This is a genomic window from Carnobacterium sp. FSL W8-0810, from assembly GCF_038007125.1.
Lineage (GTDB): Bacteria > Bacillota > Bacilli > Lactobacillales > Carnobacteriaceae > Carnobacterium_B > Carnobacterium_B inhibens.
This window is the reverse complement of sequence record NZ_JBBOWO010000005.1, coordinates 26,019-47,181: the sequence shown is the minus strand read 5'-3', so window position 1 is coordinate 47,181 and position 21,163 is coordinate 26,019. Positions and strand designations below refer to the sequence as shown.

Below are 21,163 nucleotides of genomic sequence, written 5' to 3'. Positions count from 1 at the left end.
CACTACAATTAAAATTAAGTTATCTATTAATTTATAATTAGATATAGGGTAGGTTTTATTGGTATAAAACTATTCATGTTCTACCAAATAATGGATAAATAATAAATGACAAATTAAATAAATGATACGGAGGTGGAAGAATGGATTTTACAAGTGTTGCCTTCGCTATCGTTACTTTAGTTGTCGGTCTTTTTGTTGGATATCTCGTCCGCAAAGCAACCCATGAAAAAGAGCTAGCTGGTGCTAGAAACACTGCAACTGGAATATTGGAAGAAGCAAAAAGAGAAGCAGAAACCATGAAAAAGGAAGCGATGTTAGAAGCGAAGGATGAAAGCCACAAATATCGAACTGAAATTGAAGCAGAGCTGAAAGAGAGAAGAAATGAAGTTCTAAGACAAGAAAATCGTTTGTTGCAACGCGAAGATAATATTGATCGCAAAAACGACAGCTTAGAAAAGCGTGAACACACACTCGAGGCGAATGAAGAGAAATTAAGTTCTAGACAACTACATGTTAACGATTTAGAGAAGAAAGCCATTGAGTTGGTTGAACAACAAGAAAATGAATTGGAACGAGTTGCGGCTTTATCACGCGAAGAAGCAAGACAATTAATTTTAAAAGAAACAGAAAATGAATTGTCTCATGAATTAGCTGTAATGGTAAAAGATTCTGAACAAAAAGCAAAAGAAGAAGCAGATCGGAAAGCTAAGAATTTAATTGCGTTAGCCATTCAACGTTCTGCAGCTGATCAAGTTTCAGAAACGACAGTATCCGTTGTAACATTGCCTAACGATGAAATGAAAGGTCGTATTATTGGTCGTGAAGGACGCAACATCAGAGCACTAGAGACCCTGACTGGTATGGATCTAATTATAGATGATACACCAGAAGCAGTAGTACTTAGTGGCTTCGATCCAATACGCCGTGAAATTGCTCGAATGACTCTTGAAAAATTGATCCAAGATGGACGGATTCATCCAGCTCGTATTGAAGAGATGGTAGAAAAATCACGTAAGGAAATGGATGAAAGAATCAGAGAAATTGGAGAACAAGCTACTTTTGATGTAGGAGTACATTCCTTACACCCAGATTTGATCAAAATTTTAGGACGTCTGAAATTTAGAACAAGTTATGGTCAAAATGTTTTAAGTCACTCTATTGAAGTGGCTAAATTAGCTGGTGTGATGGCTGCCGAACTAGGAGAAGACGTTACATTAGCTAAGCGAGCAGGTCTACTTCACGATATTGGTAAAGCACTAGATCATGAAGTTGAAGGATCACATGTTGAAATCGGTGCAGAAATTGGGATGAAGTATAAAGAGAATGAAACAGTCGTTAATGCAATTGCCTCACATCATGGTGATGTTGAAGCGACATCTGTCATTTCTGTTTTAGTTGCTTCAGCTGACGCAATATCTGCGGCTCGTCCAGGTGCAAGAAGCGAATCGCTTGAAAATTATATTCACCGACTTGAAAAATTAGAAAGTATTTCTAATGATTTCGAGGGAGTGGAACAAAGTTTTGCAATACAAGCTGGTCGTGAAATTCGCATTATGGTCAAACCTGAAAAACTTGATGATCTAGAAGCAAGTAAACTAGCTCGTGACGTTAGAAACCGTATTGAAAGCGAACTGGATTATCCAGGACATATTAAAATCACGGTTATTCGCGAAACAAGAACAATAGAATACGCTAAATAAATAGTAGTGTAGTAGCCGATATGAGTCGATGATAAATCTGACTTGTATCGGTTTTTCTGTTGCAAGCCACTAAAAATTGACGTTAAACAAGTGAGTGGGTAAATAAAATGAAAAGGCCAGCTTTTATTTCAGGTCGTTTATTGTTAAAATATAAAAGATGATAAAGAGAAGAGGAATAATTGAATGAAATTATTATTTATTGGAGATGTTGTAGGTTCGATGGGTCGCGAAATGGTTCATGATTACTTACCGAAATTGAAAAAGATGTATAAACCGCAAGTCACTATCTTAAATGGAGAAAATGCAGCAGCAGGGCGTGGTATTACAGAGAAAATTTATAAAGGCTTTTTACAAGATGGTGTAGATATTGTCACAATGGGAAACCATACATGGGACAATCGTGATATATTTGAATTTATTGATGATGCAAAAAAAATGATTCGTCCCGCTAACTACCCTGAAGGAACACCAGGCAAAGGTATTTCATATATAAAAGTCAATCAGCTTGAATTAGCTGTCATCAATTTACATGGACGTGTTTTCATGACGGATGTCGATGATCCTTTTAGAAAAGCAGATGAACTAGTAGAAGAAGCGTTAAAACGAACACCGTTAATCTTTGTAGATTTTCACGCCGAAACAACCAGTGAAAAACAATCAATGGGATGGTATTTAGATGGTAGAGTATCAGCAGTAGTAGGCACACACACTCATGTGCAAACAAACGACGCACGCATATTGCCAAATGGAACAGCTTATTTAACAGACGCTGGAATGACTGGTCCTTATGATGGTGCGTTAGGCATGGATCGTGATGCAGTTTTAAGAAAATTCTTAACGCAAATGCCGACACGTTTTGAAGTACCAAAAGAAGGACGTAAGATTCTTTCAGGTTGTTTTATTGATATCGATGATAATACAGGGGAAGCTAAAACTATTGAAAATATTGTCATCAATGATGACCGACCGTTCAATGGCGGTTTTGAATAAATATCACTAGTGAACGACAGATTAATCACAAGGAGGCGGGAAAAGTGCCACAAAAAACAAAACAAACGCCTATGATGGAACAGTATCTAGGAATAAAGGCAAATTACCCAGATGCTTTTTTGTTTTATCGCTTGGGAGATTTTTATGAATTATTTAATGATGATGCAATCAAAGCATCTCAGCTTTTAGAAGTAACATTAACTAGTCGAAATCGTAATGCAGATGAGCCTATCCCAATGTGTGGCGTACCTTATCATGCCGCTAAAGGATATATCGATACATTGATTGAAAAAGGATATAAAGTAGCTATCTGTGAGCAAGTAGAGGATCCGAAAAAAGCAGTAGGTATGGTCAAAAGAGAAGTTGTTCAGCTGATTACACCCGGAACAGCTATGGACAGTAAATCAATCGATGCTAAGACAAATAATTACTTAGCTGCTTTAATGACTACACCGACCAATCAATTTCATTTAGCCTATGTTGATCTAAGTACTGGAGAACTGAAAACAACAGAATTAACTTCATTAGAAGAAGTGATGAATGAATTAATGAGCTTGAAAACAAAAGAAGTTGTCTTCAAAGAAGCGATGGACTTAGAAATTCAAGAAAAATTAAAAACAACATTAGGTATAATGGTTTCAACACAAAATGATAGTATTGAAAGTGCAGAATTTTCTTACTTAACGGATGATATCGGCAATAAAGATTTGATTGGTGTTGTAAAATTATTATTATCTTATTTATATGTTACTCAAAAAAGAAATCTGGGGCATTTACAGAAAGTAGAAGTATACTTGCCTACTAATTATTTAAAAATGGACCATTATTCTAAACATAATTTGGAATTGGTTTCTTCAATTCGTACGGGACAGAAAAAAGGAACGTTATTGTGGCTATTGGATGAAACCAAAACTGCCATGGGTGGAAGACTGTTAAAGCAATGGATCGATAAACCGTTGATCAAAGAACAAGCCATTATAATAAGACAAAATATAGTTGAGAGTTTAATTAATCATTTCTTTGAACGAACAGACTTAAATGAAGCATTGACGAGAGTGTATGATTTAGAAAGGTTAGCTGGAAGAGTAGCTTTTGGCAATGTTAATGGTCGAGACCTGATTCAGTTGAAAACCTCTTTGCTTCAAATTCCACAACTAATTGACATTATTCAATTAATGAATAAGGGTGAGTGGGATCAACTCCTTACTGAATTAGACCAAGTTCCTGAAGTAGTAGAATTGATCGACCAAGCCATTCATGATGATACTCCTCTTTCCATAAAGGAAGGTGGGATTATTAAAGATGGCTTCAATGAACAATTGGATACTTACCGTGATGCCATGCGAAATGGGAAAAAGTGGATCACACAGTTGGAAGCTGAAGAAAAAGCAGCTACTGGGATCAAAAATCTGAAAATTGGGTACAACCGTATTTTTGGCTATTATATTGAAATCACTAAAGCGAATCTTGCTATTTTGCCAGAAGGCCGGTACGAGCGGAAACAAACATTAGCTAATGCAGAACGATTTATAACTCCTGCATTAAAAGAAAAAGAAACGCTGATTTTAGAAGCTGAAGAAAAATCAATGACATTAGAATACAACTTATTTACTGAAGTGAGAGAAACAATCAAACAGTACATTGAAAGACTGCAAAAGTTGGCAAAAACAGTAGCAGCTATTGATGTTTTACAAAGTTTTGCAACAGTAAGCGAAAAATATCATTATACTCGTCCTTTAATGGTAGCGAATAGCCAAGAAATCCATTTGATAGAAGGCCGCCATCCAGTTGTAGAAAAAGTATTGGGACAACAGACCTATGTACCTAACAGTGTCGAAATGACTCAAGATAATGAGATTTTACTCATCACTGGACCAAATATGTCAGGTAAGAGTACCTATATGAGGCAATTAGCTTTGACAGTAATCATGGCACAAATGGGATGCTTCGTACCTGCAGACAAAGCAACAATGCCTATATTCGATCAAATATTCACACGTATTGGTGCAGCAGATGATTTAATTGCAGGGCAAAGTACATTTATGGTCGAAATGATGGAAGCCAATGAGGCGTTGCGATATGCTTCTAAAAATAGCTTGATTTTATTTGATGAAATTGGTCGTGGGACAGCAACTTATGATGGTATGGCTTTAGCTGAAGCCATCATTGAATATATTCATGAAGAAGTCCATGCTAAAACGTTATTCTCAACTCATTATCATGAGTTAACAGTTTTAGATGAGCGGTTGTCAGGATTAAAAAATATCCATGTTGGAGCAGTTGAAGAAGAAGGAGAATTGGTCTTCTTACACAAGATGCTTCCTGGGCCAGCAGATAAAAGTTATGGTATCCAAGTAGCTAAACTTGCAGGGCTGCCTGATGCATTGCTTTCACGTGCAACAGTCATTTTAGAACAATTGGAACAAAAAGAAGCAGTAGTTATGAATCATTCAGTAACTTCTGAGATACCTACATTAGAAAATACAAAAGAACTTACAGATGATGGACAACTGTCTTTATTTGGCATGCTTGAGGGGTCTGAGGCTGAAATTGTTAGAGCGGTTAGAAAAACAAATTTACTTACAATGACTCCTTTGGAAGCCTTAAATTGTATTAGTGAATGGCAACAAAAATTGAATTGATTTTAGTTAGTGGAAAGGAATGTTGGAGATGGCAAAAATACAAGAACTTTCAGATGTGTTGGCTAATCAAATTGCCGCTGGTGAAGTAATTGAACGACCTGCTTCGGTAGTAAAAGAACTTGTTGAAAATGCAATGGATGCAGGTAGTAGCCAAATTGACATTCTTATTGAAGAAGCTGGATTAAAAAAAATACAAGTTATCGATAATGGAATAGGTATTGAACCAGAAGAAGTTGAAAATGCATTTAAGCGGCATGCCACTAGTAAAATTTACTCAAGAGATGATCTTTTTCGGATTAGAACGTTAGGTTTTCGTGGAGAAGCTTTGCCAAGTATCGCTTCAGTTTCAGAAGTGACATTGGAAACATCGACGGGTATAGAACGAGGAACATATCTTTCTTTAAAAGGTGGAAAAATTATTGAGGAAAGATCAAACGAAGCAAGAAAAGGAAGTAAAATCACTGTTGAGAACCTTTTTTTCAATACACCTGCACGGTTAAAGTATGTAAAAAGTTTGCAAACCGAATTATCTAATGTAACAGATATCGTGAATCGCTTGGCTATCAGTCATCCAAATATTGCTTTTCGTTTAGTCCATGATGGAAATCAATTGTTAAGGACAGCTGGCAATGGAGATCTAAAACAAACATTGGCAGGCATATATGGAGTAGCTACAGCTAAGAAAATGAGAGAAATAAAAAAAGAAGATTTGGATTTTAGACTGTCGGGATACGTTTCTTTACCAGAACTTACAAGAGCCAGTCGGAACTATATGTCTATTATCATTAATGGACGATATATTAAAAATTATTTATTAAATAAAGCTATTATCTCGGGTTATCGTTCGAAACTAATGGTTGGACGTTACCCAATTGTAGCTATTGAAATTGAAATGGATCCTTTATTAGTGGATGTAAATGTCCATCCTACCAAACAAGAAGTTCGTATCAGTAAAGAAAATGAGTTAATGAAGCTGATTGAATCAGCTATTTATGAGACTTTAAGCAAAGAACAGTTGATTCCAGATGCTATAGGAAACTTGTCTTTTAAAAATAAAAACAATGTTCCAGTAGAAAAGAATGAACAAATAGCTTTTGAGTTTAGTCAAGAAAGACTAAGCAGAAATAATGAAAAACAAGTGTATGAACAAAAACAATCATTATCTTCTTATTTTTCAGAACAGCAAGCTGGACCATTTGAAGAAGAAAGAGACCAAGATACTGAAACTGGTCAATTCTCTCTAAATGAGAAAGATTACGATCCAATTTTGAATGAAATACCAGAAGAAAATAAAAACAATGAATCATCTACAGAAATAGTAAGTGAATTGATGGATTTCCATCAAGAATCTCCTTTAAAAACAGCTGAAAAATTAATGGAGAAAAAAATACAAACGGCTGATTCTCTTAATCAATTCCCTACACTTGAATATGTTGGTCAAATGCACGGAACTTATTTATTTGCACAAAATGAAAAAGGACTGTATATTTTAGATCAACATGCTGCTCAAGAAAGAATCAAATACGAATATTTCAGAAAAAAAATTGGCGAAGTCAGCAATGATTTACAAGATTTATTAGTGCCTATTATGTTGGACTATCCAAACAGTGATGCAATAAAGATCAAAGAGAATATTGAAGCTTTAAAAACAATTGGTATCTTTTTAGAACCTTTTGGTCAAAATAGTTTTTTATTGAGAAGTCATCCTGTATGGTTTAATCATGGTGAAGAAGAATCAATCGTAAAGGAATTGATTGATTTACTTTTGGAACAAGGAAGCATAAGTGTTGCTAAATTTAGAGAAGCAACAGCTATAATGATGAGTTGTAAAGGTTCAATTAAAGCTAATCATTATTTAAGTGATGCTGAAGCTAGAGCTTTGCTGAGAGATTTAAAGGTAACTGAAAATCCTTATAATTGCCCACACGGAAGACCAGTGTTGATCCATTTTACCAATAAAGATATGGAAAAAATGTTCAAACGGATTCAAGATCCTCATTGAATCACTTAATCAAATTCAATAAATTGTAGCAAGTCCCTAAAAAGTGTAAAATAAAAATAGAAACAAAAAGGAGGATTTTCATGAATAGCTATGATAAAAATGAATTGAAAGATAAACTTACAGATATTCAATTTGAAGTAACTCAAAATGAAGCTACTGAACGTCCATTTACTGGAGAGTATGATGATTTTTATGAAGATGGTATTTTTGTAGACGTTGTAAGTGGAAAACCGTTATTTTCTTCAAATGATAAATACGATGCTGGATGCGGTTGGCCATCTTTCACAAAACCGATAGAAGAAAAAGAAGTTATTGAAAAAATGGATACAAAATTTGGCATGCGTCGTACTGAAGTAAGAAGTTCAGAAGCAAACTCTCACCTAGGCCATATTTTTACAGATGGTCCTCAAGACAAAGGCGGATTACGTTACTGTATCAATTCAGCAGCTTTAAGATTTGTACCTGTTGATAAGTTAGATGAAGAAGGATACAGCAGTTACCGTAAATTATTTGCTTAATCAATTCTGTAAAATTTAAGAAGCACTCTCTGACTGTTTCAACAGTTTAGAGGGTGCTTATGTTTTTTTACAAAGGCTTTTTTTGGCAGCAGCTCCTTTTATGGAAGCAAATGTGGTAAAATAAATAGCGAACAGGTGTGCCTTTTTACATCTAGAAAAATGATAGAATGAGTGAATGGAGAAATAATATGTATGAATACATTAAAGGTACTATAACGTTTGTTAACCCTGCTTATATTGTCCTTGAAACGAATGGAATAGGATACCAACTATTTATTGCTAACCCGTTTCGTTTCTCAAGTAAATTAAACGAGGAAGCAACAATTTATGTTCATCAAGCAGTTCGAGAAGATGCTATTACTTTATATGGTTTCAAGGATTATACTGAAAAACAATTGTATTTAAAATTGCTTAGTGTTTCAGGAATAGGTCCAAAAAGTGGATTAGCTATTTTAGCAAATGATGATCACCAAGGTCTAGTACAAGCAATTGAAAATGAAGATGCAGCGTATTTAACTAAATTTCCTGGAGTAGGAAAAAAGACTGCTTCACAAATTGTATTAGATTTAAAAGGTAAGTTAGCTGATTTGACCCTTACTCAAGCAGAAAATACGGCTGACTATCAGCAGGAATTAGTTTTGACAACTAATTATAACCATGTTACTGAAGCCGTTGAAGCGTTAGAGGCATTAGGATACAGTGCGAAAGAAATCAAAAAAATTGAACCACAAATTCGCAAATTAAATAAAGAATCGACAGATGCTTATTTACGAGAAGCTTTACGACTATTGATGAAGAAATAAGCGATAAGCAAATGAGAAAAGTGGTGAAAAAAATTGAATCCAGAAGAACGAATCATTTCAGGCGATAGCAGTACGACAGAAGAAATTTCGTTAGAAAAATCATTACGGCCACATTATCTAGAAGAATATATTGGCCAAGAAAAAGTAAAAAGAGAATTATCTATTTATATAGAAGCAGCGAAAAATCGTGAAGAAGCGTTAGATCACGTTTTACTTTATGGTCCTCCTGGGCTAGGGAAAACAACTATGGCAATGGTCATTTCAAATGAAATGGATGTAGCTATACGAACGACTAGTGGACCTGCAATCGAGAAAGCAGGAGATCTAGTCGCTCTTTTGAATGAATTAGAAGCTGGAGATGTCCTTTTTATTGATGAGATCCACCGGATGCCAAGGCTAGTTGAAGAGATGTTGTATTCGGCTATGGAAGATTATTTTGTAGATATCATTGTAGGACAAGGGCCAACAGCGCATCCGGTTCATTTTCCTTTGCCGCCATTTACCCTTGTGGGTGCAACTACAAGAGCAGGGCTTTTATCTGCACCATTGCGTGACCGTTTTGGTATCGTGTCACACATGGAATATTATACAGTAGAAGAGTTGAGCGATATTGTTTTGCGTTCTGCTGATATCTTTAATACTGAAATAATCGAATCAGGTGCAGTCGAAATTGCTAGGCGTTCAAGAGGAACTCCTCGTGTAGCCAATCGCTTATTAAAACGTGTAAGAGACTATGCACAAGTACAATCTAATGGCGTGATCAAAAAAGAAATAGCAGATGAGGCATTAGCTATGTTGCGGATCGACAAAGAAGGGTTAGATTTTGTTGATCAAAAATTATTAAAAACGATGATTGAAAATTATCATGGTGGTCCGGTCGGATTGTCTACGATTGCAGCTAACATTGGCGAAGAAATTGAAACAATTGAAGATATGGTTGAGCCTTATTTGCTGCAAGCTGGCTTCCTTCAACGGACCCCTCGTGGAAGAATCGTAACTCATTTGGGCTATACTCATTTAGGTTACCCTATTACTTATACAGATTAGGAGTATGAATATGTTAACAACGAAAGATTTTGATTTTGATTTACCAGAAGAATTGATTGCTCAAACACCTTTAGAAAACCGTTCAAGTTCAAAATTATTAATTTTGGACAAAGAAACCGGTAAAGTAGAAGACAAGCACTTCACCGATATTCTTGATGAATTGCATGAAGGTGATGCATTAGTAATGAATGATACACGTGTATTGCCTGCACGGTTATATGGAATAAAACCAGCAACAGGCGCACATCTTGAAATATTATTATTAAAAAACACAGAAAAAGATCAATGGGAAACGCTTGTTAAACCAGCTAAGAAAGCTAGAGTAGGTGATGTCATTTCTTTTGGAGATGGAAGACTGACTGCGACTGTAATAGAAGAACTAAACCATGGAGGAAGAATCATTGACTTTTCTTACGATGGTATCTTCTTAGAAGTTTTAGAATCTTTAGGCGAAATGCCGCTTCCTCCTTATATCAAAGAAAGATTGGAAGATAGCGAGCGCTACCAAACTGTCTATGCAAAAGAAAATGGTTCTGCAGCAGCCCCAACAGCAGGGCTACACTTCACGCAAGAACTATTAGAACAGATTAAAGCAAAGGGCGTACAGCTCGTCTTTTTGACATTGCATGTAGGCTTGGGTACTTTCAGACCCGTTAGTGTTGATTCGATTGAAGATCATGAAATGCATTCAGAATTTTATCGTTTAACAGAAGAATCTGCCGCAGAATTAACGACTGTTCGAAAAAATGGCGGCAGAATTGTTGCTGTAGGAACAACCTCTATTCGTACTTTAGAAACAATCGGTACAAAATTTAATGGTGAATTAAAAGCCGATAGTGGCTGGACAGATATTTTCATTTCTCCAGGTTATACATTTAAAGTTGTCGATGCTTTTTCAACTAATTTTCATTTGCCAAAATCAACATTGGTGATGTTAGTCAGCGCTTTTGCAGGAAGAGAAAATGTTTTAGCAGCTTATCAGCATGCCGTGGATGAAAGATATCGATTCTTTAGCTTTGGAGATGCCATGTTTGTCAAATAAATAAAAACTAAAAAAATAGAAGTCGGCTTTTATGCCAACTTCTATTGGTTTTTAGAGAGGATATGAGTGAACCCGTAATTGGTTAAACTGAACTTCTTTTCAAAACGACATACAGTTTCTATACTACTTTGTTTAACTGCCTAGCTTTTTTAGGGTATACATCTTACTAAATGGTATAACTCTATTCAATTGTATGGGACAGTGAATCTGGTAACTCAAAACGGAATGTTGATTCTAATTGTTTCTTGTACTTCTAAACACTAAAGAAATTTAATTGATCCACTCATATGTTCATCTCTCTATCTATTTATAATATACCACAAATAGAAAGCGGTTACCAATCAAGTGGCTCGAAGTTTAAAAATTGTTTATTTTCTAAAACTAATGTGATAGACTAGTATATTGAGTGAGTACATACTTGATTTAAAAAGTATGTTGAATTTGGAGGTCAAGGTCAATTGGTAAATGTAAACGCAGAAGCATTAACAAATACTCAGCAACGTATTATTGATGCAGCATTAGATTTAGTTTCACATGTAGGATACAAAAGTACCACTACAAAAATGATTGCACAAAAAGCTGGAGTTAATGAAACCACTATATTTAAAAATTTTCAATCGAAACAAGTTTTGTTAGATACAGCATTTAAGCAACATACTAAGCAAATTACTAAAGAAGTAGATGAGTTTTTTTGTCAAAGTTTTAAGGATACAACTGATTTAATGAAACAATCAGGACGTTTTATTGCGGATATATTTGATAAACATAGGCAAATCGTCATTGGTGCCATTAAAGAAGTGGGAAATGAACAAACAAAAACAATCTTTAATTATAAGCAAGAATATATTCAACAATTATTATGCATTAAATTAAAAGAATTTTCACATGAACATTTATTAACGAATCAACAATATGAAACGGTAATTTATATTTTCAATAGTGCCATTATGAGTCTGTTAGTTGATAAAGCTAGACAAGAATATTCTGATGATGAACAAGAAATGACCGTCCACTTAGATGACGTCATTGAGTTGATCTTAAAAACATTAAGATAGATCGTACTTCTAATGTTTAACAGATAAATAACTAAAATTTTTCAGAAAAATGAAAGTAGGAATAGAAACATGCCAGAGCCAGCAATTAAATACCGATTAATAAAAAAAGAAAAACATACAGGAGCAAGACTTGGAGAAATTATTACACCGCACGGAACATTTCCAACACCAATGTTTATGCCAGTTGGAACACTAGCAAGTGTTAAAAGTCTTGCACCTGAAGAACTAGAGTCAATGGGAGCCAGCATTATTTTAAGCAATACGTATCATTTATGGTTACGCCCAGGTGAAGATATCGTAGAAGAAGCCGGTGGACTGCATAAGTTTATGAATTGGGACAAAGGTATTTTGACCGATTCAGGCGGATTCCAAGTATTTTCATTAAGTGATCTGCGAAGAATTGAAGAAGAAGGTGTTCACTTTAGAAATCATTTAAATGGTTCTAAAATGTTTTTGTCACCTGAAAAAGCGATCAATATTCAAAATAAATTAGGACCAGATATTATGATGAGTTTTGATGAGTGTCCGCCTTTTGACGAAAGTTTTGATTACGTAAAAAAATCTGTTGAACGAACAAGTCGTTGGGCTGAACGAGGATTAAAAGCTCATGCAAAACCAGACAGTCAAGGCTTATTTGGTATTATCCAAGGTGCTGGGTTTAAAGAACTTCGTCAACAGAGTGCTCGTGACTTAGTATCCATGGATTTTCCTGGATATTCAATAGGAGGACTTTCTGTTGGGGAACCAAAAGAAAGTATGAATAAAGTATTAGAATACACTACTCCTTTTATTCCTGAAGATAAACCTCGTTACTTGATGGGTGTAGGAACTGCCGATTCATTGATCGATGGTGTTATGAGGGGAGTCGATATGTTTGATTGCGTGTTGCCAACTCGTATTGCTCGTAATGGGACATGTATGACCAGTAAAGGTCGAGTGGTTATCAAAAATGCACAATATGAACGCGATTTTGGGCCTTTGGATGATAAATGTGATTGCTATACTTGTCGTAATTATACAAGAGCTTATATTCGTCATTTGATCAAAGCAGATGAAACATTCGGATTACGTTTGACTAGTTACCACAATCTGTATTTCTTATTAAATGTAATGAAAGACGTTAGACAAGCAATTATGGATGATAATCTACTGGAATATAGAGAAAGCTTTTTTGAAGAATATGGTTATAATAAACCAAACGCTAGAAATTTCTAAAGGTTTTATAAGAAACTTAGTTAAGTGATAGTAAAAAGACTAGATGTTTGGTAAAGTATAGTATGTTAAGTTGTTGAAATGAAGAATGGAGTGGGAAAAAAATGGAATTAATTCTTAATTTTGTACCTTTTATTGCGATTATGGGTTTGATGTATTTTTTGATGATTCGTCCGCAAAAAAAAGCTGCTACAAAAACACAAAATATGCTAAGTGCTATGAAAAAAGGTGACTCAGCTGTTACAATAGGCGGATTACATGGAGTTATTGATGAAGTAAATACAACGAATAACACTGTAGTTCTTGACTGTGATGGTATATTCTTAACATTCGAAAAGAAAGCTATTGCTCGTGTATCAAGTAGTGAAGCGACTACTTCAGTAGAAGATCTTGGTACAAATACACCACAAAACACATTAGAAGAAACTAATGATGAAGAGCTTTAATCTTTAGCACTAAAGTAAGTTGAAAGGGTGTTGTCAGGAAAAACTGACGGCACTCTTTTTTAATGCAAAAGTTGTATTTAAAAAAAAAATATGGTACTTTAATTTAAAGTCTAACAGTGAGAATACATAAAAAATAAGAACAGATGGTTTAAAAAAGGAGTGTATGCTATTGATCAATGAATTCTTTACTTACTCTACAAAGTACGAGCCGTGGTTAAAGTTAAAGATCCGGGAATTTAATCAATTAGGATATCATCAAATAAGTGAAGAAGATTTATGGAATTATATTGCAAGCTTCTGTTGGAAAAAAAAGATTCCAACCCATTACTATCAACAAATCAATGATATCATGAAAATTACTCCTAATCATTATTTAGATTATGCTGCTGTAGAAGCTCAAGTTTACAAAGTTACTTCACTTGATGAGATGGATTTAGAAGATTTATTTTAAAGGAAATCAGGATGTTTTTGCTGATTTCCTTTTTATTCGTATATATTTGTGAATGTTTTAATTTAATAGATTTATGTATTTTGTTGGATATATAATAATTATATTTTGTGATAAACGCTTTGAAATAGATGCTTTAAAAGGGATTTCTTTCATTGAAAAAAGAAATCCCAATATTTTCTTTACAAATAAAAAGAAATAAAGTATGATTATTGTGAAATTGATAACAATACATGGAGGTTTTAAAATGATGGAAGCTAATACGAAAGAAAAAACGAAAGTAAATAAAAAAAGTGAGTTAAATAACTCAGATAGTGTAGCAATGGATATTGATCAATTAGTAGATCAAGGTCGAAAAGCGTTAGCGGTTTTAGAAACATTTGATCAAGAAAAAGTAGATTTTATTGTTCACGAAATGGCAATGGCTGGTTTAAATGAACACATGCCTTTAGCAAAAATGGCTGTTGAAGAAACAGGCAGAGGGATCTATGAAGATAAATGTATTAAAAATATGTTTGCAACAGAATCAATCTGGAATTCAATAAAAGATAATAAAACAGTTGGAATCATTAGTAAAGACAGCCAAACCGAGCTCATAGAAGTAGCCACACCAGTCGGAGTAGTCTGTGGGGTAACTCCTGTTACTAACCCTACTTCAACAACAATGTTTAAAGCACTTATCTCTTTAAAAACGCGTAATCCTATTATTTTTTCTTTTCATCCTAGTGCTCAAAAATGTTCAGTAGCTGCAGCTACTGTTTTGAAAGAGGCAGCTATAAAAGCAGGGGCACCAGAAAATTGTATTCAATGGATCGAAAAACCTTCGTTAGAAGCTACAAATAGCTTAATGCAACATCCAGGTGTTGCTATCGTATTAGCAACTGGTGGAGCTGGCATGGTGAAAGCAGCCTATTCAACTGGTAAACCTGCTTTAGGAGTTGGGCCAGGAAATGTTCCAAGTTATATTGAAAAATCTGCAAAAATCAAACGTGCAGTTAATGATGTCATTGCTTCGAAAACATTTGATAATGGCATGATATGTGCTTCAGAACAAGCTATTATTGTAGACAAAGAAGTCTATCAAGAAGTAAAAAATGAATTCCAAAAACACTCAGTTTATTTTGCAAAACCAAACGAAGTAGAAAAATTTGAAAAATCCGTGATGAATGAGGCAAAAGTGGCAGTTAATCCCGATATTGTTGGACAAGCTCCGTACACGATTGCTGAATTAGCAGGTGTTAGCATACCCAAAGAAACCAAATTGATTGTTGTAGAACTAAATGGAGTAGGTAAAGATTACCCATTATCTCGTGAAAAGTTATCTCCAGTACTTGCAATGGTGAAAGCTGAAACAACGGACCATGCCTTTGAACTTTCTCAACAAATGTTAGAATTAGGAGGACTAGGTCATTCAGCAGCTATCCATACTCAAAATGATTCTCTTGCTGAAAAATTTGGCGAAGCAATGAAAGCTTGTCGTATATTAGTGAATTCACCAACAGCTCAAGGTGGAATTGGAGATTTATACAATAACATGATTCCTTCATTAACATTAGGCTGCGGTTCTTATGGAAAAAATTCAATCTCTAAAAATGTTACGGCAGTTAACTTAATGAATGTTAAAACAATAGCGAAACGGAGAAACAATATGCAATGGTTTAAATTACCATCAAAAGTTTATTTTGAAAAAAATTCTCTTGCTTATCTACAAGATATGGAAGGAATTGAACGCGTTTTTCTAGTATGTGATCCAGGAATGGTGCAATTTGGTTATGCTGACAAAGTAGTGCAAATGTTGATGCAACGAAAAAATAAAGTAAGTATTGAAATTTTTTCAGATGTGGAACCCAATCCATCTACTGATACTGTAAAAGCCGGAACAGAAGCGATGAACCATTTTCAACCAGATACAATCATTGCTATTGGCGGAGGCTCAGCAATGGATGCTGCAAAAGGAATGTGGTTGTTTTATGAAAAACCTGAAACAATCTTCTTTGGAGCTAAGCAAAAGTTTTTAGATATTCGAAAAAGAACGTACAAAATTCCTGATTTAACAAAGACACAGTTTGTCTGCATACCGACAACTTCTGGTACAGGCTCAGAAGTAACACCTTTTGCAGTAATAACGGATAGCGAAACACATGTGAAGTATCCGTTAGCTGACTATGCTCTAACTCCAGACGTAGCGATTATAGATCCGCAATTTGTAATGAGTGTTCCTAAATCTGTTACAGCTGATACAGGGATGGATGTGTTGACACATGCTATCGAATCTTATGTTTCTGTAATGGCCAGTGATTATACCAAAGGGCTAAGTCTTCAAGCAATCAAACTAGTGTTTGAAAATTTGCGTAATTCCTACGAATATGCGACAGAAGAAGCACGAGAAAAAATGCATAATGCTTCAACCATGGCTGGAATGGCATTTGCAAATGCATTTTTAGGGATCAATCATTCTATCGCTCATAAAATTGGGGCAGCCTATGATATTCCTCACGGACGTACTAATGCAATTTTGATGCCTCATGTTATACGTTACAATGCAAAAGATCCTGCAAAGCATGCTTTATTTCCAAAATATGAATATTTCCATGCACATGAAGATTATGCGGAAATTGCTCGCTTTATGGGATTCAAGGGAAATACTACAGAAGAGTTAGTGGAATCTTTGGTCCAAGAAATCAATAAATTAGGTAAAGATGTCGGTATTGAAATGAGTTTGAGAGGTCAAGGAGTAACGACTGTATGGTTACATGATACAGTTGATGAATTGGCAGAGTTAGCATTTCAAGATCAATGTACGACGGCTAATCCAAAACAACCTTTAATCAGTGAATTGAAACAAATCATTATTGATGCTTTTGAAGAATTAAAATAAAATACAAAAAAAGAAGCTAAGTTGATTATCTTAGCTTCTTTTTTTGCATTTTAGGCTTGCAAATTAAAAAAATCAAGGTATACTTTTATTGGAAGTTAGGTTTGCCTAAAAAATAAGATAGGGGTATTTTATGACACCAAATAAAGAAGATTATTTAAAAATGATTTATGAACTTGGTGGAAACAATAAAAAAGTAAGCAACAAACAACTTGTTACACGACTTATGGTTTCTGCTGCTTCGGTAAGTGAGATGGTTACGAAGTTATTAAAAGAAGGATTCGTTGAACACGTTCCTTACCAAGGCATCCAATTAACGCAAGCTGGTCTTCAAAAAGCAAGTGCTTTGGTACGAAAACATCGTTTATGGGAAGTTTTTTTAGTAAATTATCTAGGTTATGCATGGAATGAAGTTCATGAAGAAGCTGAAGTATTAGAGCATGTAACCTCCATTGAACTAGCTAGGCGTTTAGATAAATATCTTGATTTCCCCAAAGTCTGTCCTCATGGAGGAATGATACCTACTGAGACTGGCGTCATTAATGAAAAGGTATTGCCAACTTTAGTGGATAAGCAAGTGTATGATGTGATCAAAATAAAAAGAGTAGTAGATGAAAAAGAATTACTAGATTACTTAGCTTCACTAGAGCTAGCTATAGGTGATGTGTATAAAATAATAGATATCGGTGCTTATGAAGGGCCAATAACGCTCGAGGCAGAAGGGAAACAAGTAGCTCTAAGTTACAAAGCTGCAACTAGTATTTTTATTGAATAGGCATAGAAAGTAGGAGAAAAATGAAAAAAGTTAAGTACTCTCTTTTTGGATTAATCGTTACAGCACTTATTTTTTTGACAGGGTGTTATGATTTTAATGCAGGTCAAGACGCTGATAAATTAAAAGTAGTGACCACAACTACTATGCTAACAGATTTAATGAAAGAAATTGGTGGCGATCATGTCCAAGTGACGGGCCTTATGTCTGCCGGGGTAGATCCACATTTATATAAAGCAAGTGCAAGAGATGTTATTTTTATGCAATCTTCTGATGTAGTAGCTTATAATGGATTGCATTTAGAAGGAAAAATGGGTGAAATTTTTCAAGGATTAGAAAATCAAGAAAAAATAGTGATTTCTTTAGAAAATGGTTTAGATGAAGAAGATATTCTTTATAGCGAAGATAGCAGTACATCGATGGACCCGCATATTTGGTTTGATGTAGAGTTGTGGCAAAAAGCGGCTGTTGAAGTAGCCAAAGGACTTACTTTGGCAGATCCTGATAATGAAGTAAGCTACCAAGAAAATTTAGAGCTGTATCTGCTTGAACTAGAAGAGTTGGATCAATATGTTATTGATCGAGTAAATGAAATCCCAGAAAAAGATCGTATGTTAGTGACAGCACATGATGCTTTTAGTTATTTTGGAGAAGGCTATGGAGTAAATGTCATCGGACTTCAAGGATTAAATACAAATGCTGAAGCCGGTACAGGAGATATCAGTCAATTAGCTGATTATATTATTGAGAACAAGATAAAAGCTATTTTTATTGAATCATCCGTTCCAACTAGAACGATTGAGTCTCTACAAGCAGCTACAAAAGCAAAGGGTTTTGAAGTTGAAATCGGTGGAGAATTGTATTCCGATTCTCTTGGAGACAGTGAAGCAAATACAGAAACGTATATAAAAACAGTGAAATCTAATGTGGATACAATTGTAGACGCATTGAAATAAATTGAAAAGACTGGAGTGCATCAATTATGGAAAACGAAATAAGTGAAAAAGCTACAGCCATACGTTTAAACCAATTAACTGTAGCTTATGAAGCACAACCGGTTTTGTGGGATATTTCTTTTAGTATCCCTAAAGGAACCTTAACCGCTGTTGTTGGACCAAATGGCGCTGGTAAATCTACTCTGATTAAATCGTTAATTAATTTGATCAAACCCATTGCTGGAGAAGTAGAATTCACTTTTGATCAATCAACAGAAGAGGACTATAGAAAAAATAAAAATTTAGTAGCATATGTACCGCAAAATGGAAGTGTGGATTGGGATTTTCCTACCACTGTATTAGATGTTGTGGTAATGGGAAGATATGGTCACATAGGTTGGTTTAAGAGACCTAAAAAGAAGGATAAATCATTGGCAAATGAAATGCTGGCTAAAGTAGGTATGGCTGATTTCAAAGATAGACAAATCAGTCAATTATCTGGTGGACAAAGGCAACGCGTGTTTTTAGCTCGAGCATTAGTTCAAGAAGCAGAAATTTACTTAATGGATGAACCGTTCCAAGGTGTTGATGCTCAAACCGAAAAAATTATTATTCAATTATTGAAAGAATTAAAGTCTGAAGGAAAAACGATTGTTGTAGTCCATCATGATCTTCAAACCGTTCCAGAATATTTTGATGAAGTTGTGTTAATCAATCGTGAGTTGATTGGAAATGGTCCAATCGAGACAACCTTTACTAAGGAATTAATTGCTAAAACTTATCGTCAAAATCAAGCTAAACCTTGGGAGGAAGAGTAAATGAGTGGAATAAGTGCTCTTTTCTTTGATTATACATTTCAAGTAGTTGTTTTTGGTTCTAGTATATTAGGCTTATTAAGTGGTGTAATTGGTAGTTTTGCTGTGCTAAGAAAACAAAGCCTATTAGGAGATGCCGTTAGTCATGCAGCGTTGCCTGGAATTTGTCTAGCATTTATTCTTACGTCTAGTAAACAAATGGAAATTCTTTTACTTGGAGCACTTATTTCCGGTTTACTAGCGACATGGTTGATTACGGTGATTGTAAAACATTCCAAAGTTAAGTTTGATAGTGCATTGGCCCTGACAACAGCTGTTTTCTTTGGTTTTGGTTTAGTTCTAATGACTTTTATTCAAAAGAAGCCTAATTCTAACCAAGCTGGTTTGGAAAGTTTTATTTTTGGACAATCATCCACTTTGCTGGTACGTGATGTTCGAATTATGTTTATTACTGGAATTATATTATTGCTAATCGTTAGTATATTTTGGAAAGAATTTAAGTTATTAGCATTTGACCAATCATTTGCAAGTAGTATTGGATTACCTGTTTATTGGATGAATAGTTTATTAGCAACATTAACAGTGATTGTTATCGTATTAGGATTACAATCAGTAGGTGTTATTCTAATGAGTTCTCTTTTGATCGGACCTGCTGTGGCGGCGAGACAGTGGACTAATCATTTATCGATCATGGTAGGTTTAGCTGCATTTTTTGGTTGTTTGGCTGGAATAATTGGAACAGTTATCAGCTCATTGGGCCAACAGATTCCTACAGGACCAACGATTGTATTGGTTATCAGTTTGATTGTATTGATTAGTATCTTGTTCTCTCCACATAGAGGAATCGTTTGGAAACTAATTAAAAATAAACAGCAAAAGAATCATTTTGCAACTCAATTGAAGAAAGGCAGGTAATTATGAATCCAGTTATTGAAATACAACTTATTGCCGTTTTAGTGTCTGTTGCTTGTGCCTTACCAGGGGTCTTTCTTGTGATTCGAGGAATGGCTATGATGACAGATGCTATCACACATACGATTTTATTGGGAATTGTATTAGCTTTCTTTGTTACCCAAGATCTAAATTCGCCTCTATTAATTTTAGGTGCTGCTTTGGTAGGTATTCTTACAGTCTGGCTGACTGAATTAGTTCATCAAACAAAGTTGTTAGATAAAGATGCTTCTATCGGAATTATTTTTCCATTATTATTTAGCATCGCAATTATTTTAATTACTCGTTATGCTGGAGATGTTCATTTAGATACAGATTCAGTATTATTAGGAGAATTAGCATTTGCGCCTTTTGATCGGGTCATTTTATTCGGACACGATATCGGTACACAAGCTATGTATTCCATGTCGATTATTTTAGTTGTTCTCTTACTCTTTATTGGTCTATTTTACAAAGAACTGAAATTGACTTCATTTGATGCCATGCTTGCTGCCTCACTAGGTTTTTCTCCTGTCTTGCTGCACTATGCATTGATGTCATTAGTATCGGTTACAGCAGTTGGAGCATTTGAGGCAGTTGGTTCGATATTGGTGGTAGCGTTTATGGTAGGTCCGCCCGTTTCAGCTTACCTATTAACTAATCGCTTAAGTTACATGTTAGGAATCAGTGCTGGTTTGGGTGCGCTGAACAGTATTATTGGTTTTCAATTGTCTATGTATTTTGATGCATCAATAGCCGGTATGATTGCAGTTGTAACAGGATTGACTTTTTTAGTTGTTTTTGTATTCTCACCTAAAAAAGGATTGATTCATATGTTGCAACGTAGAAAGAAACAGCAAAAAAGTTTGAAAAAAGCCCTGGAAAACCAATTAAATTAGCATTTTAAAGACGAACTCATTAGAGGGAGTCT

Annotated in this window: 18 protein-coding genes; all 18 read left to right on the top strand. The window is 34.9% G+C overall.

Going from position 1 to position 21,163, the window contains the following annotated elements:
• Positions 1-140 precede the first annotated feature (140 nt).
• The 18 genes from rny to NST49_RS12440 all read left to right on the top strand — a co-directional run bounded on the left by rny (position 141) and on the right by NST49_RS12440 (position 21,131).
• On the top strand, positions 141-1,700 hold the full coding sequence (gene rny / locus NST49_RS12525; RefSeq protein WP_023177208.1) for a ribonuclease Y: 1,560 nt from the start codon (positions 141-143) through the stop codon (positions 1,698-1,700).
• Positions 1,701-1,883: 183 nt separating this feature from the next.
• On the top strand, positions 1,884-2,690 hold the full coding sequence (locus NST49_RS12520; RefSeq protein ID WP_023177210.1) for a TIGR00282 family metallophosphoesterase: 807 nt from the start codon (positions 1,884-1,886) through the stop codon (positions 2,688-2,690).
• A gap of 44 nt (positions 2,691-2,734) precedes the next feature.
• Entirely contained in the window at positions 2,735-5,332 is a 2,598-nt protein-coding gene (gene mutS / locus NST49_RS12515) for a DNA mismatch repair protein MutS (protein ID WP_341049093.1), read from the top strand.
• 28 nt (positions 5,333-5,360) lie between these two features.
• Positions 5,361-7,334: a DNA mismatch repair endonuclease MutL gene (gene mutL, locus NST49_RS12510; protein WP_341049092.1), complete on the top strand. Its 1,974-nt coding sequence runs from the start codon at positions 5,361-5,363 to the stop codon at positions 7,332-7,334.
• 80 nt (positions 7,335-7,414) lie between these two features.
• The gene (gene msrB / locus NST49_RS12505; RefSeq protein ID WP_023177215.1) at positions 7,415-7,852 is read left to right on the top strand and encodes a peptide-methionine (R)-S-oxide reductase MsrB; all 438 of its coding nucleotides are present in this window, start codon (positions 7,415-7,417) and stop codon (positions 7,850-7,852) included.
• A gap of 188 nt (positions 7,853-8,040) precedes the next feature.
• Positions 8,041-8,655 (top strand): Holliday junction branch migration protein RuvA, encoded by a 615-nt coding sequence (gene ruvA, locus NST49_RS12500; RefSeq protein WP_023177217.1) that lies wholly within the window; start codon positions 8,041-8,043, stop codon positions 8,653-8,655.
• 33 nt (positions 8,656-8,688) lie between these two features.
• Positions 8,689-9,702, top strand: coding sequence for a Holliday junction branch migration DNA helicase RuvB (ruvB, locus tag NST49_RS12495; RefSeq protein WP_023177218.1), 1,014 nt, complete (start codon positions 8,689-8,691; stop codon positions 9,700-9,702).
• Positions 9,703-9,712: 10 nt separating this feature from the next.
• The gene (gene queA, locus NST49_RS12490) at positions 9,713-10,744 is read left to right on the top strand and encodes a tRNA preQ1(34) S-adenosylmethionine ribosyltransferase-isomerase QueA (RefSeq protein WP_034538474.1); all 1,032 of its coding nucleotides are present in this window, start codon (positions 9,713-9,715) and stop codon (positions 10,742-10,744) included.
• A 458-nt stretch (positions 10,745-11,202) separates the two neighbouring features.
• A complete protein-coding gene (locus NST49_RS12485) occupies positions 11,203-11,799 on the top strand; it encodes a TetR/AcrR family transcriptional regulator (protein WP_023177220.1) in 597 nt (198 codons plus the stop codon).
• Positions 11,800-11,868: 69 nt separating this feature from the next.
• A complete protein-coding gene (tgt, locus tag NST49_RS12480) occupies positions 11,869-13,014 on the top strand; it encodes a tRNA guanosine(34) transglycosylase Tgt (protein WP_023177222.1) in 1,146 nt (381 codons plus the stop codon).
• Between the two features lie 101 nt (positions 13,015-13,115).
• On the top strand, positions 13,116-13,457 hold the full coding sequence (gene yajC / locus NST49_RS12475) for a preprotein translocase subunit YajC (protein WP_023177224.1): 342 nt from the start codon (positions 13,116-13,118) through the stop codon (positions 13,455-13,457).
• 169 nt (positions 13,458-13,626) lie between these two features.
• The gene (locus NST49_RS12470; RefSeq protein ID WP_023177225.1) at positions 13,627-13,908 is read left to right on the top strand and encodes a post-transcriptional regulator; all 282 of its coding nucleotides are present in this window, start codon (positions 13,627-13,629) and stop codon (positions 13,906-13,908) included.
• Positions 13,909-14,155: 247 nt separating this feature from the next.
• The gene (adhE, locus tag NST49_RS12465; protein ID WP_043945576.1) at positions 14,156-16,783 is read left to right on the top strand and encodes a bifunctional acetaldehyde-CoA/alcohol dehydrogenase; all 2,628 of its coding nucleotides are present in this window, start codon (positions 14,156-14,158) and stop codon (positions 16,781-16,783) included.
• A 130-nt stretch (positions 16,784-16,913) separates the two neighbouring features.
• The gene (locus NST49_RS12460) at positions 16,914-17,555 is read left to right on the top strand and encodes a metal-dependent transcriptional regulator (protein ID WP_023177229.1); all 642 of its coding nucleotides are present in this window, start codon (positions 16,914-16,916) and stop codon (positions 17,553-17,555) included.
• Between the two features lie 20 nt (positions 17,556-17,575).
• Entirely contained in the window at positions 17,576-18,508 is a 933-nt protein-coding gene (locus NST49_RS12455) for a metal ABC transporter solute-binding protein, Zn/Mn family (protein WP_034538479.1), read from the top strand.
• Between the two features lie 26 nt (positions 18,509-18,534).
• A complete protein-coding gene (locus NST49_RS12450) occupies positions 18,535-19,305 on the top strand; it encodes a metal ABC transporter ATP-binding protein (RefSeq protein WP_023177232.1) in 771 nt (256 codons plus the stop codon).
• Entirely contained in the window at positions 19,306-20,217 is a 912-nt protein-coding gene (locus NST49_RS12445) for a metal ABC transporter permease (RefSeq protein ID WP_023177234.1), read from the top strand.
• Positions 20,218-20,219: 2 nt separating this feature from the next.
• Positions 20,220-21,131 (top strand): metal ABC transporter permease, encoded by a 912-nt coding sequence (locus NST49_RS12440; protein ID WP_023177236.1) that lies wholly within the window; start codon positions 20,220-20,222, stop codon positions 21,129-21,131.
• Positions 21,132-21,163: the final 32 nt, after the last annotated feature.